The sequence below is a fragment of the Paraburkholderia sp. RL17-337-BIB-A genome, from assembly GCF_046025895.1.
GTDB lineage: Bacteria > Pseudomonadota > Gammaproteobacteria > Burkholderiales > Burkholderiaceae > Paraburkholderia > Paraburkholderia fungorum_C.
Genome location: NZ_JARESY010000004.1, coordinates 821,979 through 834,887 on the forward strand (window position 1 = coordinate 821,979; position 12,909 = coordinate 834,887).

Sequence of the window (12,909 nt, forward strand, 5' to 3'; positions counted from 1 at the left end):
CGCATGCACGGCTGGTCACCGATCGTAGAGACGCGCAGGAGGCCCTGAATGAACGCACTTCCCGAGAACACAGCCTGGTCGGTCGACGAGCATCAACTCGCCCCGAATGCCGGTATCAAAGAAAAACTGCGGTTTGCACTGCGATACGCAGTCCTGGCGCCGTCCAACCATAATACGCAGCCCTGGCATTTCATCGTCGACGGTGATTGCGTCACGTTGTGCGCGGACCGTTTGCGCGCGCTGCCGGTGGTCGATCCCTTTGACCGCGAGCTGATCATCAGCTGTGGCGCGGCGCTTTTCAATCTCCGCGTTGCGCTGAGCCGCTTCGGTCTTGCTTACGCGATTACGCTGTTTCCTTCGTCGGTCGACGTGGACGTGCTGGCGCATCTGCGGATCTTGCCCGATGGCCGTTGCGACGCCAGCCTTGCACCGCTATTTGACGCAATGCTGCGGCGGGTCACGACCCGTGAAACCTTCGCTGACGAGTCCATCCCGGTCGAACTCCAGTTGCGGCTCGACGAAGCCGGCGCCGCCGAGGGCGCGGATATTGTCTGCGCCGGGAATGCGGCCCTCCGCGAGCGTCTGGCCGCGCTGGTCGCTGAAGCAGATCATGCGCAATTCGAGGATCCGCGCTTCCGGCGCGAGCTCGCGAGCTGGATCCATCCGAAACGCGGTCAGGATGGCATGCCTGCGTTGTCGCCGGGCATGCGCGTCCTGCTCGATCTCGCCGTGCCCCTGGTAGGTTCGGTGATTCGCACATTCGACCTGGGTGGCGGCATGGCGGCCGCCCATCACACGCTGGTCACCGGTTCGCCGTTACTGCTGTGTATCGCCACCGGAGCGGACGATGCCGCCGCGTGGCTGGCAGCAGGTCAGGCGCTCGAACGGGTGCGGCTGACCGCCGCGGACGCGGGTATCACGGCGTCCTATCTGAATCAGCCTATCGAAGTGGCTTCACTACGCGACACATTGCGTGGCGCCCTGAATCTGGACGGCATACCGCAATTGCTGCTGCGTATCGGCCGCGGCCGGCAGGTTCCGCATTCGCCGCGGCGTCCGCTTGCCGAGGTCGTATCGTAGGGACGAAGCGGCCCGCCGAGGGCCACTTCACTCGCAAAAACGGAAGTAGCCGCTGTGCAGCATGACCGGCCTGGCACCCACTTCGTCCAGCAAGCGTCGCGCAGCCTGTTCGATTGGATAACGGTGAGTATCGAACGCGGCGATCAGGTCGTCTTCACGTAATGACGCTGCACCCAAGTGATCTTCGAGCGCCTCCGCGGTAATCGCGCACTGAACCCGCACGCCGTCGATCTCTGCCGGAAAGGCGATGACCAGATCGCGAGCGCAATATTCCGGACGTTCCTGGGGGAAGTGAATATTCATGACCGCAGCCTGAAGATGTGCGTGGCGCTAAAGACGCCATCATGCGAGCGACTGCAATGCTCATACGGCAAACAGCAGAGAGTGCCGCCACGCGTGGCGCTCACCTGTGAACAGAATAGGCCTCGTTTGCCGGTTGCCGAATTTTCGCCGGCGATCAGCATTGACTCAAGTCAAGTGAGCTCGTGGGCTGCGCGTAACGCACGAGAGACGATGGCTTGATATGCGTCAATCGCAAGGGCGACACCGACTCTACACTAAACTCAGAACCTGTCCTGGAGTGTGTCTCGTGAATGCCCCGCCCCTGCACTATCTCACTGCAAGCATACTTGCGCTGTTGCTGGCAGCAAGCGCAGCCGCGCTTGCCCAGTCCGAGCCGACAGCGCTAGTCGATCAACAGCATTGCATGTTCTGCCATACCAGGGATGCGCCTTTTCTCGCGCCTTCGTTTGAGCAGATCGCAGAGCGCTATCGCGGCGTGCCAAACGCCAGCGTGATGCTTGAGCACAAGCTGCGACTCGGCGGCAAAGCCCACTGGGGTGACATGGCAATGCCGCTGCCAGCGGACCGCGGCGGCCCGTTGACACCCGAAGACGCTCACACCTTGATCCAGTGGGTTTTGAGTCAATAGCGGCCCAGTTCGTTTGCACCTGTTCGTGGAATGTACGGAGAATCTCATGCGCCTCACCATCCACCTCGATACGTTCGACCGTATCAATCCGATGGCATTTGTCATCCTGTGGCTCGACAATGAAACACGCCAATGGTCACGCGAGGGTCATATGGGACTCGAATTGCCCGAATGGGGCAACTTGCACGTCGATTGTGGCAACACGCTCGTCTGCGGGCCGCACGATTCGACGCCCTATTGCATACTCGAAGGGCTCGATCTGAACGCCACGTCTGGACCATTCGAGGGCGAAACCGGCCGCGCACAATGGTGCTCCGATGCGGGCAGATCGCTGATGACAGGCCATTGGCACGTGCAATGTGTCGACAACGAGAACACCGAGCCGGAAGACGGCATCTTCGCCGCCGACGACAACCCGTGAGCGTTGCCGGCCTTGCCCACCTTGAGGAGGTGCTACCGTGGGAATGACTACCAATCTGGACGGCGTGCGTCATGCATACGGGCTCTGCTTCGTGCGCGCGCCCTAGGCCTACTTCACCCGCTTGAAGCTCGACCAGCAATGGGGCGATGGCTGGGAACGGATGCCTTATGAACAGCACGCCGGCCCCCCTTATACCGACAGTCCCGACCAGATCCTGACCGTCGCCTTCGACGGTCCGCTGTATTCGCCCGATCTCAGCTACGACGGCAAGCAGCGCTGCGTCAACGAAATCAATCGCGGCGAAGCACCATGGCTACGTACACAAAGTTATGTCGGCAATGCACCGATTCACATCATGGCGGGCGTCACGCTCGAGTCATTCGTGGAGCAGGTCGAACTCGCGGGCGGTCACGTGTTTGCGCCGCTCGGTTGGGGCGCATTGCGGCTCGAACCGGATGAGCGCGCAGCCTCATCGGATACGCCGGGTCCGTCGTGCGGCACGGTCAAAGCCTGAAGCGTCAACACGCACTAACTAACCGCGACTCACCGAATCACCGCCTGATCGCGACAAACCGCGCGCTATCCCAGCCCCCTCCCAACGCCACATACAGTGCCACCGTATCCTGCAGACGTTGCGCCACACACTGCAACCACGCGATTCGCGCCTGATGAAACTGGCTGTCGGCGACCAGGATCTGCAGATACCCGATCGTGCCGGCGCTGTAGCCCGCCTTGATCAGCCTTAGCGCCTCGGCGGCGGCACGATGATCATTCAACTCGAAATCCGTTCCGAGCGTCGGGTTCTTCAGTTTGACGAATTCGGCGTCGTCGATCGCAATGAATCCATTTTCGGCGTAGATATCTTCGATGTGGCAGTTGGAACTGCGAAACCCGGCGTGCGCCTTTCGGCGGCGTGCTAGGAGTCGGCTTTGCCTGTGGGGTTCAGCAGCAGGACGAAGCAGACCACGCCGCCAATGAGCGCGGTCGCGCCGTAGTGAACGAAGTCCGTCCGATCGAACAGTAGACCGCGGATCAATCCCGCCAGACCTGCTAACGCGACAAAGACGGCAACCGCTGCACCGATGATTCTGGGTTCTGCCCGGATCATGATCTCTTCCTTGGCTCAAGGCGCGCGGTTCTGAATTGACGTGACTGTTCGCGCGCCGTCAATGACGACTTCATCATCGACCTGGACAGGGTATTGCGATTGATTTGCATCAAGAAAGGCCGACCAGCACTCGAGGCATCGCATCTCTTGATGTGAATCAAGTGCATCGTCAGCCTGACCGTCATAGTTGCCATATACACACACGCTGATTCATCGCAGGCACCCATTCCCTCGTGTCTGCCATGCAGCCGTCGCCGTTCCCGCGCCAGAGTCCCAGACGCGCCGGCGCACGCATCATGGCCACCAAGAGCCCCCACTAGCGACTATGCGCCCGATGCGTCGTCGCCCCTTGACTCATATAAGGAGACTATGGATGTCTACCGTCGAACTTAATCAACCCAGCTCCACTGCGCCACCTATCACCGTGCTCAAGCACGCGGCCATCGACGGCATGGAGGCTTACCGCGCGCTGGTGGCCGAGGCCGAACGCGATCACGAAGCGTTCTGGGCACGCCTTGCCAGAGAACATCTCAAGTGGCGTCGGCCATTCACGAAGGTCCTGAACGATGCAAACGCGCCGTTCTATCAATGGTTTGAGGACGGCGAGCTCAACGCTTCATACAATTGTCTGGATCGCAACCTCGTCAACGGCCTCGCGGATAAAACCGCCATTGTGTTCGAGGCCGACGACGGCAAGGTCACGCATGTCACGTATCAGGCGCTCTATCACCGCGTGTGCAGACTCGCCAACGCGCTGCGCGCGCGCGGCGTGAGGAAAGGCGACCGGGTGGTGATTTACATGCCGATGTCGGTGGAAGGCGTCGCCGCCATGCTGGCGTGTGCACGCATCGGTGCGCCGCATTCCGTCGTGTTCGGCGGCTTTTCCGCCAAATCGCTGCACGAGCGAATGGTCGATGTCGGCGCCGTAGCCGTGATCACGGCCGACGAACAGGTGCGCGGCGGCAAGACACTGCCACTCAAGACGATCGTCGACGAAGCGCTTGCCATGGGTGGCGCCGAAGCCGTTAAAACGGTCGTCATCTATCGGCGTACGGGTGGCCGGATCCCCTGGATCGCGGGGCGTGACGCGTGGTTGCATGAGCTTGAACGAAACCAGCCGGATACCTGCGAGCCGGAATGGGTCGGCGCCGAACATCCGCTATTCGTGCTGTACACATCAGGGTCGACCGGAGCGCCCAAGGGCGTTCAGCACAGCACCGGCGGTTATCTGCTGTGGGCCGCCGTGACGATGAAATGGACCTTCGACATCAAGCCTGCCGATGTCTTCTGGTGTACCGCCGACATCGGCTGGATCACCGGTCACACGTATATCTGCTATGGCCCGACCGCAGTGGGCGCAACCCAGGTGATCTTCGAGGGTGTGCCGACCTATCCTAATGCGGGCCGCTTCTGGGACATGATCCAGCGCCATCAGGTCAGCATCTTCTACACCGCGCCGACCGCCATCCGGTCTCTCATCAAGAGCGCCGACGCTGACACCGCTGTGCATCCTCGCAGCTTCGACCTGAGCAGTTTGCGCATTCTCGGTACGGTCGGCGAACCGATCAACCCGAGTGCATGGAACTGGTACGCCGAACATGTTGGCGGTGGCCGCTGTCCGGTGCTCGACACGTTCTGGCAGACCGAGACGGGCGGCCATATGATCTCGCCGCTGCCGGGCGCTACGCCGCTCGTGCCGGGATCATGCACGCTGCCGATGCCGGGCATCGACGCGGCGATCGTCGACGAAGCCGGCAACGAAGTGGCCAACGGACAAGGTGGCGTACTCGTCATCCGCAAGCCGTGGCCGTCGATGATCCGCACGATCTGGGGCAATCCTGAGCGCTTCCGTAACGGCTATTACCCCGGCGAACTCGGCGGCAAGCTGTACCTCGCCGGCGACGGTGCGATTCGCGACCGGGACACAGGCTACTTCACGATCACCGGCCGTATCGACGACGTGCTGAATGTGTCCGGCCACCGGATGGGTACGATGGAAATCGAGTCCGCGCTGGCGGCCAATCCGCTTGTCGCCGAGGCCGCGGTCGTCGGCCGTCCGGATGAAACGTTCGGAGAAGCCATCGTCGCGTTCATTGTTCTGAAAACGGCGCGGCCCACCGGTGCTGAGGCTAAGCGCGTAGCGGACGAATTGCGCGCCTGGGTCGCCAAGGAAATCGGTCCGATAGCGAAACCGAAAGACATCCGGTTCGGCGACGCCATGCCCAAGACGCGCTCCGGCAAGGTCGTGCGCCGGTTGTTGCGCTCAGTGGCGAAAGGCGAAGTGATTTCACAGGATACCTCGACCGTCGAAAATCCGGCCGTGATTTCCCAGTTCGCCGATTCGATCTGAGCGATCCGACGTTGCTATGTTCGATTGTGATGTGACCGTGGCGCGGCGCCTGTCTTCAGGACAGGCGCGCACACGGCATCTACTTCTGTTTGCATGAGGAATTCATCATGAATATCAAAGCTCCTAACCCCGCATCACTCGGCCTCGCCGGTTTTGCGTTGACGACCTGGCTGCTCAGCATGATCAACGCCGGCTGGTTCGCCGGCGATTCGATGGGCATGGTGCTCGCCGTCGCTTTCGCTTATGGCGGCACCGCGCAGATGCTAGCAGGACTCATGGAAATACCGCGCGGCAATGCGTTCGGCGCAACGGCCTTTCTGAGCTACGGTGCGTTCTGGTGGTCGTTCGCCCTCTTCGTGCTGTTCCTGCACGGCGCCGTGCCTGCGGCGTTCATCGGGTGGTATCTGTTCCTGTGGGGTGTGTTCACGCTCTATATGTGGGTGGCGACATGGCGCGCGCCGCGTGCGTTGCAACTGGTGTTCCTGTCTTTGTGGATCACTTTCTTCGTGCTTGCAGCGAGCGAATGGACCGGTCTTGGATGGTTGCATCACGCCGGAGGCTACCTCGGTCTGGTGACAGCGTTGCTGGCTTTCTATCTGTCGGCGGCGGAGATCATCAACGAGACACATGGACGCACGGTGTTGCCGGTTGGCGCCGTTGCCCAGGATCTCGAAGTGACTGTGACGGTCACCGAAGGACTCCGTGGCGCCTGAAAATTGGCGGCGGCCAGCGCGGCGCCGCTCACACGGATAAACACTCCACGTGCCGATCAACTATCTTCGAGGATTCACGAAACCCGAGCGCAGCGATTCGGCGAATCTCCGCCTCGGACGATCGCTCGCTTTCGTCGCCGGCGCGGCCAACGCCGGCGGTTTCCTCGCCGTGGGGCAGTACACCTCCCATATGTCTGGCATTGTGTCGTCGCTCGCCGACAATCTCGCGCTTGGCGAAATCAATGCAATCGCGGTGGGATTAAGTTCCTTGCTGTCATTCCTCTTCGGGGCCGCCACGTCCGCAATCCTGATCAACTGGGGGCGCCGCCGGCAACTGCACAGCCGGTATGCAATGCCGTTGATGGTCGAGGCTACGCTGCTCCTCTGCTTTGGTCTGATTGGCTCGAATCTCGAGGCCCATCACGTCGTTTTCGTGCCGGCAACGGTCTGTCTACTGTGCTATGTGATGGGGCTGCAGAACGCCATGATCACAAAGATTTCAAAGGCAGAGATACGTACGACGCACGTCACCGGCCTTGTGACGGATATCGGCATCGAACTAGGCAAGCTCTTTTACTGGAACGCTGGAGCAACGGCCGGCAGCGCGGTCCGTGCGGATCGCCAGAAATTGATCCTTCTCGGATCGCTCTTGGCGTCGTTCCTCGCTGGCGGCCTTGCGGGCGCCGTAGGCTTCACGCACTTGGGGTTCGTGTCCACCGTTCCTCTCGCTGTTGTACTTCTCACTCTCGCTGCTGTGCCAGTCTTCGACGATATGCTAGCGCAGCGTCGTTAAATTATTTTCTTCGCAACACCGCTGTTCCGTGCCGTTTGGCCCCTGTTTCCCTATGCCCAAAGTAAACCCGACGACTTGGGTCGCGACTACCGGGTGACCCTTCCCCGCGACTGGAGCCCAGTCTGGAACCAACGCGTCGTTTTCCGCCGCCAGGGCAACCTGCGTTAAACGGCTCATTGAACGAAGGGTATTTTCTATCCATTACTGGTTTTACTTTCGCTTGTCGTCGCGCTCCTCGGCTCTTTTTCACTGAACGGAACTGTGCTGCCGAATTTTCTCAGTGCCGAAAGCAAGGCAACGTCGACACTGACTGCTCTGTGGCGCCATCGCAATGGAATGGGTATCTCGTCGATTCACCTTTTTGGCCGTGGCGGCTCAGTTAACAAAGAGACGTCCGCACATCGCGGGCGACGCGGCAACGGGCGGAAACACACACCACGAACCGTCGTGATGCAGGAAGAATACGATCGTCAGAGGTCCGGTCGAAGTGCATCCTTCCAGTCGCACATAGCGACCGTGCGTTGCGAGCATCCGACCAATCTGCGTCACCCGCGCCGGCATCGAAAGCGTAGGCGCAAACCATTTATCCACAAGGTATCGCAGGGAAACGTAGTTGCTGTTCATGGCGTGCTCCTGACATCCGGTTGGCCTGGGACGGAAAGTCGTTTCCACAGGTCTATGAAACTATTATTGGATGGGCACTCGCGAAGTTAAATCAGAGCGGCCTCAGAATGACGTAGCCGAACGCTACGCTCTGTAGGCGTTCGCCTACGCAGCACCTACCGCATGGCGCGTGTAACTCAGATAGTCCCAAGGGACGTACCCCGCGCGCTTTCGATGCGGTGGCCTCTCTTGCCGGCAAGACGTTTGATATGGCGCAACCGTTTCCTGAAACTCGCATCCATACTAGCCGAACGCGTGGCGGAAACTGCGCTCTCGCAGAAGGAATTTTCTTGAGCTCAGCACACGTGATCGCCCGGCGAACTCTCACGATCGAGCCACGGCGTGCCGGTGATGACATCTGCGGGTGGGCGATAAAATCGCTATTCACCCGCGAACGAGTAAAACACCCGTATTCTCCAGACAAGCTTAAGAACAGAATGCGCATCCTGAATGAAGAGCAGGAGAGGTTGCTCGATCCGATCGACCGGATCTCAGAGATCCTGTTTGGCCTGATCATGGCGGTCACCATCATCGGCTCACTGTCTATTGCGACGGCTGGGCAAACCCAGGTGCGCACCGTCACGTTATCCGCACTTGGCTGCAATCTCGCGTGGGGTTTGGTCGATGCGGTGATGTACCTCATGCGGACGGCGACTGAGCGCACGCATAACCGACTTGTTGCAAAACAGGTGCGTGGGGCGGATCCAGAAATTGCTCGCCAGTTGATCGCCAGGTCGTTGCCGGCTCATGTCGCAGCCGTAAGCGGCCCGGAGGAAATCGAAGGAATGCGGTGTCGACTGGGCAAGCTACAGTTTGAGGGTCAACCCGTTTTGCACACCAGAGATTTTCTCGAGGCATGCGGAATTTTTTTTCTGGTTGTCTTAGCCACATTTCCGGTGGTGCTCCCGTTTCTGCTGACGACTAACGTCATGCTGGCCATGCGCCTGTCGCGGATCGTTACGTTAGGAATGCTTTTTCTCGCGGGTATGAAGCTTGGGCATTACGCAGGGTATGCCAAGCCTGCGCGGACCGGATTGGTGATGGCCTTGCTCGGCGCTGTACTGATTGCGATCGTCATGGCCCTGGGTGGCTGAATACGGAAGACAGCCAACTGAACAGATACTGGACGCTTAAGACGGTATCCAACGCGTGCTAGCCGAATTTTGGCGCGACTTGCTGAAGTTGATCGGCAGACGTCGGGGATCAGGATCTTCCTTCTGTCTGACGCAGATCAACGGGTGTACCGCCAGGCCTTCGATAATCAGATATGTCGGTTGTGCAATTTTGATCAGGAGACTAGCGGTGGCCACCACGTTCACAGACCTGTCGAAAGCCGCACTACTCGTAATCGCGTGTGTAACTACCGCAGCGGCGTTTGATGTTGTCGCTCAACCTGCGTCCGCTACTCGTGGCACGATGCCTCATCAGATGTTCAGTCACGACGAGCGTGTCGAGTTCTGCGCGCAAATGCGCGGCGCAACCACGGCCGAGGAACTGCAGGCCATTGCCCAACACATGCACGATACGATGGTTGCGCGCGCGAAGGAGCAAGGTCTCCAACTACCGCCTGGCATGCAGAACGAAGCGCCCATGATGGGACGCGGCGCCGCCACTACCGGTATGGGCATGGGAGGCAACATGGCTGGCATGGGTTGCGCCCCCGACGCCGGCAACACGAGCGGGCTCGTAGCCTCGCCAGCTGCCGCTCTGCCGGCGAAGCAATACAGGGGCATAGACTATGTCACGGGTGGCGTTGGCGAAGATGAAGCCGCCGCGCTGCGTGCCGTGGCGTCGCGATACAGCATGCGTGCGAGATTCACATCCAGTTCGGGCGAGTTTCTGTCCGGCGTGAAGGTCCTTCTGAGACAGGTCAACGGCGCCCTGATCTTCGTCGCCACCACTGACGGCCCCTATCTTTACGCACAGATCCCGCCTGGGCACTACCGAATCAGCGCTGTATCCAACGGCGTGGAACGCGCGAGCGATATCAATATCCCGTCGCACGGTGGCGTCAATGTCGCGCTGACATGGCCGATGGGCAACCCGGATTCCCCGAATTGACCGACGGAAGCGGCGAGTGTCGCGTACAGGTTCGGCAAGGTGGCTACATTCAGAAAGGTGAAGCGTATGGAACAACCGCTCACGAGCCTTACGGCGCCGATTCTGTCAGCCGACTCGGCTATCTGGTTTTCGGCCTACGGGTTCGGCTGGGGATATTGCGCGTTTGCGCTTCCTTCTCAGGTTGTTTGTGAGTGCCTGGGTGCTGCGGATGACAGCCCCAGACAACTGTTGCTGGCCTTTCAGCTTGGAAAACCACGACTTCTGGCTGCGGTGGAACGTACAGTACGCCCGGGCGCCGGCAGTCGGCTGTCGCTTTCCGCCAATGATCTCTGACGCGGCGTTGCCACTCCATCGAGAAACGGGGAGCGCTGTGTCACCGACCTGCGCATGTCGGCCATCAGCAGCACTCTAGTCGAAGCTGCCATCCAGCATCCTGAAGAGTTGCCCCGAGCTCATCCGGAATAGACTTGCCACGGCGCGTCAAATCAGCGTGCGGCATACCAGTGACAACCTTGCATCAGGCGCCGACCCGCGAATCGTGAGGCGCTGCCGATTGACGGGCGGGCTCCTCCGGCATGAACCCGCGAGTTGATTCAGGTCAATGTCCACCGGTCCGTTCGGCGCCTAATGAATGACGACGCCGTCGCTGAGTCGTTACGCGCGGATTCTGTAAAAGCGCAGACAGACATAAACGGAGACTTGACTCATGGTCCTTATCGCCGCGTTCATCGCGATCGTTTTCCTCTACAGCCTGGTATCGCGGCGGCTGGAGAAGACGGTCCTCACCGCGCCGATCCTTTTCACCGCGGCCGGTGTACTCATGGCGGTTTCACCTGAAGTGCTAAACGAACTGGCGCTTGACCGGAAAAGCCTGTTGCTGGTTGCCGAACTGGGACTGGTCATGACGCTTTTCACCGATGCTTCCCGCGTCGCCCCGCGTATGCTCAAGGGGCACACCAATTTACCCGTTCGCCTGTTAAGCACGGGCATGCTGCTGACAATCGCGCTCGGCGCGCTGTGCGCGATGATCGTTCTCAGGACCCTCACCTGGTGGGAAGCCAGCATCCTTGCCGCGATTCTGGCTCCGACCGATGCCGGGCTCGGGCAGATGATTGTGAACAGCAAGCTCGTGCCGCAACGTATTCGCCAGGCGTTGAACGTTGAGGCGGGTCTTAATGATGGGCTCGCGGTCCCCTTCATGATGTTCTTTATTGCGTTGGCAGTGGCCCAGGAGGAGAGCGCTGGCGGCTCAGTGCTCACCCGCTTTCTCGTCGAGCAGATCGGCTACGGAACGCTGGTCGGACTTGGCGTCGGGCTTGCGGGTGGCTGGTTGCTAGGGCTTGCCCGCCGCAGGGAATGGATGGCCGAACCGCTCGCGCAGCTTGGCGTCGTGGCCCTGCCGCTCGCTTGCGTGCTCGCTTCGGAGGCCGTCGGCGCGAGCATGTTCATTGCTGCATTCGTCGCCGGACTTTCTGCTCAAGCGGGCTTCAGCGAGGTTGGCAAACACAGTGTCGAGTTCACCGAGGAATGGGGGCAACTCTTCAACTATTTCGTCTTCTTTTTCTTCGGCTTGCTCGTTACCCGGTTCTGGGCCGGATTTACCTTTGCCATCGTAGCCTACGGCGTGCTAAGCCTGACCTTGATTCGCATGGTTCCGGTGGCGATTGCGCTGAGAGGCACGGGCCTTGGCCGGCCGACCATACTATTCATGGGCTGGTTCGGCCCACGAGGACTGGCGTCCATCGTCCTCGGACTCGTCTATCTCGAGGGAGAAACCAACCTGCCGGGAGAATCGACCATCAAGCTTGCCGTCACAGCGACTGTACTACTCAGCATTTTCGCTCACGGGCTCACCGCGCTTCCTGGGATCAGCCGCTACGCGACAACAATTACGAAGTTGAACGATGATGCGCCGGAGCATGAGCCGACCGGTTCCGGCAGAAAAGAAGTCGAGGCGAGCTAAAACACCCGGACGGCCCCTCTGTTGCGTTTTCCCGGCTGCACCGCAGCCTGAGCCGCTGGGAACAACGTCGCAGCGATAGAGCAGATGCGCAGGTTAGTTAGACCCCGGAGCGACAATGACTCACGCGCATCAAGTGTTTGATCGTGCCGCGCATCTGCGTATTAGCAGCATGGCGGCTCTTCTGGCGCTTGCCGTCCTCGCTGTATTCGTCGTTCCATTCACCGTCGCGCCGACGAGCGTTCTGGCCAGGATTGCCCAGGATGTGCTGCTGTCGCTGGTTCTGGCGAGCGGCGTGGTGGCGGTATCGGATCACCGCGCACATCTGGTTCCCATCGCCATTGTCGCCGGTATTGCGATCGTGGTCCGCTGGACGGGATGGCTCTTGCCACTGGGGGCGGCAACAGCGCTTCGCGACGAAACAGCCCTGGTTGCGCTCGGTCTGCTTGCAGCGGTCATCGGAATCAGGGTATTCGGCGCCGGCACAGCAACAATCGACCGGATACTTGGGGCGATCACACTCTACCTACTGATCGGGGTTGTCTGGTCAGAGGCATACCAACTCATCAGCATCCACGATTCCGCGGCTTATATCGGAATCTCGCACGGCAACACGCCTGCAGATCGCTCGACGTGGATCTACTTCAGCTTCGTCACGCTCACGACCGTCGGTTATGGCGACATCACACCGGTCGCTCATGCAGCAAGGTCGCTTGCGATTCTCGAGGCGCTGATCGGTCAACTCTACCCGGCGATTGTACTGGCGCGACTGGTGTCGTTGCAGGTCGCCGGAGGCGAGCCGCTCGGAGGCAAACGAAGTTGATCTGGA

General features: G+C 60.2%; 15 protein-coding genes and 2 pseudogenes. 13 read left to right on the plus strand and 4 right to left on the minus strand.

Annotation, left to right across the window (positions count from 1 at the left end):
- The first annotated feature begins 48 nt into the window (after positions 1 to 48).
- Entirely contained in the window at positions 49 to 1,080 is a 1,032-nt protein-coding gene (locus P0D84_RS48805) for an Acg family FMN-binding oxidoreductase (RefSeq protein ID WP_408351789.1), read from the plus strand.
- A gap of 27 nt (positions 1,081 to 1,107) precedes the next feature.
- On the opposite strand, the gene P0D84_RS48810 is transcribed toward P0D84_RS48805, so the two are convergent.
- Positions 1,108 to 1,383, minus strand: coding sequence for a DUF1488 family protein (locus P0D84_RS48810; protein ID WP_408351792.1), 276 nt, complete (start codon positions 1,381 to 1,383; stop codon positions 1,108 to 1,110).
- Positions 1,384 to 1,717: 334 nt separating this feature from the next.
- Here P0D84_RS48810 and P0D84_RS48815 point away from each other — a divergent pair, with 334 nt between their 5' ends.
- The 3 genes and pseudogenes from P0D84_RS48815 to P0D84_RS48825 all read left to right on the plus strand — a co-directional run bounded on the left by P0D84_RS48815 (position 1,718) and on the right by P0D84_RS48825 (position 2,946).
- Positions 1,718 to 2,011, plus strand: a complete 294-nt coding sequence (locus tag P0D84_RS48815) for a c-type cytochrome (RefSeq protein WP_408351979.1) — start codon at positions 1,718 to 1,720, stop codon at positions 2,009 to 2,011.
- A gap of 46 nt (positions 2,012 to 2,057) precedes the next feature.
- A complete protein-coding gene (locus tag P0D84_RS48820; protein WP_408351795.1) occupies positions 2,058 to 2,432 on the plus strand; it encodes a DUF3564 domain-containing protein in 375 nt (124 codons plus the stop codon).
- Between the two features lie 43 nt (positions 2,433 to 2,475).
- Positions 2,476 to 2,946 (plus strand): annotated as a pseudogene (locus tag P0D84_RS48825) (hypothetical protein).
- A 37-nt stretch (positions 2,947 to 2,983) separates the two neighbouring features.
- Here P0D84_RS48825 and P0D84_RS48830 read toward each other — a convergent pair.
- Positions 2,984 to 3,196 (minus strand): annotated as a pseudogene (locus tag P0D84_RS48830) (TolC family protein); the annotation flags it as partial.
- On the opposite strand from P0D84_RS48830, the gene P0D84_RS48835 reads away from it, so the two are divergent.
- Positions 3,197 to 3,352, plus strand: a complete 156-nt coding sequence (locus P0D84_RS48835; protein ID WP_408351798.1) for a hypothetical protein — start codon at positions 3,197 to 3,199, stop codon at positions 3,350 to 3,352.
- Here the strand turns inward: P0D84_RS48835 and P0D84_RS48840 are convergent.
- Positions 3,349 to 3,540 (minus strand): DUF2964 family protein, encoded by a 192-nt coding sequence (locus P0D84_RS48840; protein ID WP_408351801.1) that lies wholly within the window; start codon positions 3,538 to 3,540, stop codon positions 3,349 to 3,351. The two genes, P0D84_RS48835 and P0D84_RS48840, sit on opposite strands and share 4 nt — an antisense overlap.
- Before the next feature lie 373 nt (positions 3,541 to 3,913).
- Here P0D84_RS48840 and acs point away from each other — a divergent pair, with 373 nt between their 5' ends.
- The 3 genes from acs (at position 3,914) to P0D84_RS48855 (ending at position 7,396) form a co-directional block, all read left to right on the plus strand.
- Positions 3,914 to 5,890 carry an acetate--CoA ligase gene (acs, locus tag P0D84_RS48845; RefSeq protein ID WP_408351804.1) on the plus strand — a complete coding sequence of 659 codons (1,977 nt, stop codon included), beginning with the start codon at positions 3,914 to 3,916 and terminating at the stop codon, positions 5,888 to 5,890.
- 107 nt (positions 5,891 to 5,997) lie between these two features.
- The gene (locus P0D84_RS48850) at positions 5,998 to 6,603 is read left to right on the plus strand and encodes an acetate uptake transporter (protein WP_408351807.1); all 606 of its coding nucleotides are present in this window, start codon (positions 5,998 to 6,000) and stop codon (positions 6,601 to 6,603) included.
- A 49-nt stretch (positions 6,604 to 6,652) separates the two neighbouring features.
- Positions 6,653 to 7,396: a YoaK family protein gene (locus P0D84_RS48855; RefSeq protein WP_408351810.1), complete on the plus strand. Its 744-nt coding sequence runs from the start codon at positions 6,653 to 6,655 to the stop codon at positions 7,394 to 7,396.
- Between the two features lie 375 nt (positions 7,397 to 7,771).
- Here P0D84_RS48855 and P0D84_RS48860 read toward each other — a convergent pair whose 3' ends face one another.
- Positions 7,772 to 8,020 carry a hypothetical protein gene (locus P0D84_RS48860; protein ID WP_408351813.1) on the minus strand — a complete coding sequence of 83 codons (249 nt, stop codon included), beginning with the start codon at positions 8,018 to 8,020 and terminating at the stop codon, positions 7,772 to 7,774.
- Between the two features lie 329 nt (positions 8,021 to 8,349).
- Between P0D84_RS48860 and P0D84_RS48865 the strand changes: the two genes are divergently transcribed.
- From P0D84_RS48865 to P0D84_RS48885, 5 genes are all read left to right on the plus strand, one after another.
- On the plus strand, positions 8,350 to 9,153 hold the full coding sequence (locus tag P0D84_RS48865) for a hypothetical protein (RefSeq protein ID WP_408351816.1): 804 nt from the start codon (positions 8,350 to 8,352) through the stop codon (positions 9,151 to 9,153).
- Positions 9,154 to 9,361: 208 nt separating this feature from the next.
- A complete protein-coding gene (locus P0D84_RS48870; RefSeq protein WP_408351818.1) occupies positions 9,362 to 10,120 on the plus strand; it encodes a hypothetical protein in 759 nt (252 codons plus the stop codon).
- A gap of 66 nt (positions 10,121 to 10,186) precedes the next feature.
- Positions 10,187 to 10,453 carry a hypothetical protein gene (locus P0D84_RS48875; protein ID WP_408351821.1) on the plus strand — a complete coding sequence of 89 codons (267 nt, stop codon included), beginning with the start codon at positions 10,187 to 10,189 and terminating at the stop codon, positions 10,451 to 10,453.
- A gap of 373 nt (positions 10,454 to 10,826) precedes the next feature.
- Entirely contained in the window at positions 10,827 to 12,083 is a 1,257-nt protein-coding gene (locus P0D84_RS48880) for a cation:proton antiporter (RefSeq protein ID WP_408351824.1), read from the plus strand.
- Between the two features lie 115 nt (positions 12,084 to 12,198).
- Positions 12,199 to 12,903, plus strand: coding sequence for a potassium channel family protein (locus P0D84_RS48885; RefSeq protein WP_408351827.1), 705 nt, complete (start codon positions 12,199 to 12,201; stop codon positions 12,901 to 12,903).
- The last annotated feature ends 6 nt before the right edge of the window (positions 12,904 to 12,909 follow it).

What these genes read in the sequence shown, in the direction of transcription:
- P0D84_RS48805 (WP_408351789.1), top strand. Translation starts at nt 49, where the DNA reads ATGAACGCACTTCCCGAGAACACAGCCTGGTCGGTCGACGAGCATCAA.
- P0D84_RS48810 (WP_408351792.1), bottom strand. Translation starts at nt 1,383, where the DNA reads ATGAATATTCACTTCCCCCAGGAACGTCCGGAATATTGCGCTCGCGAT.
- P0D84_RS48820 (WP_408351795.1), top strand. Translation starts at nt 2,058, where the DNA reads ATGCGCCTCACCATCCACCTCGATACGTTCGACCGTATCAATCCGATG.
- P0D84_RS48835 (WP_408351798.1), top strand. Translation starts at nt 3,197, where the DNA reads ATGATCATTCAACTCGAAATCCGTTCCGAGCGTCGGGTTCTTCAGTTT.
- P0D84_RS48840 (WP_408351801.1), bottom strand. Translation starts at nt 3,540, where the DNA reads ATGATCCGGGCAGAACCCAGAATCATCGGTGCAGCGGTTGCCGTCTTT.
- acs (WP_408351804.1), top strand. Translation starts at nt 3,914, where the DNA reads ATGTCTACCGTCGAACTTAATCAACCCAGCTCCACTGCGCCACCTATC.
- P0D84_RS48850 (WP_408351807.1), top strand. Translation starts at nt 5,998, where the DNA reads ATGAATATCAAAGCTCCTAACCCCGCATCACTCGGCCTCGCCGGTTTT.
- P0D84_RS48860 (WP_408351813.1), bottom strand. Translation starts at nt 8,020, where the DNA reads ATGAACAGCAACTACGTTTCCCTGCGATACCTTGTGGATAAATGGTTT.
- P0D84_RS48875 (WP_408351821.1), top strand. Translation starts at nt 10,187, where the DNA reads ATGGAACAACCGCTCACGAGCCTTACGGCGCCGATTCTGTCAGCCGAC.
- P0D84_RS48880 (WP_408351824.1), top strand. Translation starts at nt 10,827, where the DNA reads ATGGTCCTTATCGCCGCGTTCATCGCGATCGTTTTCCTCTACAGCCTG.
- P0D84_RS48885 (WP_408351827.1), top strand. Translation starts at nt 12,199, where the DNA reads ATGACTCACGCGCATCAAGTGTTTGATCGTGCCGCGCATCTGCGTATT.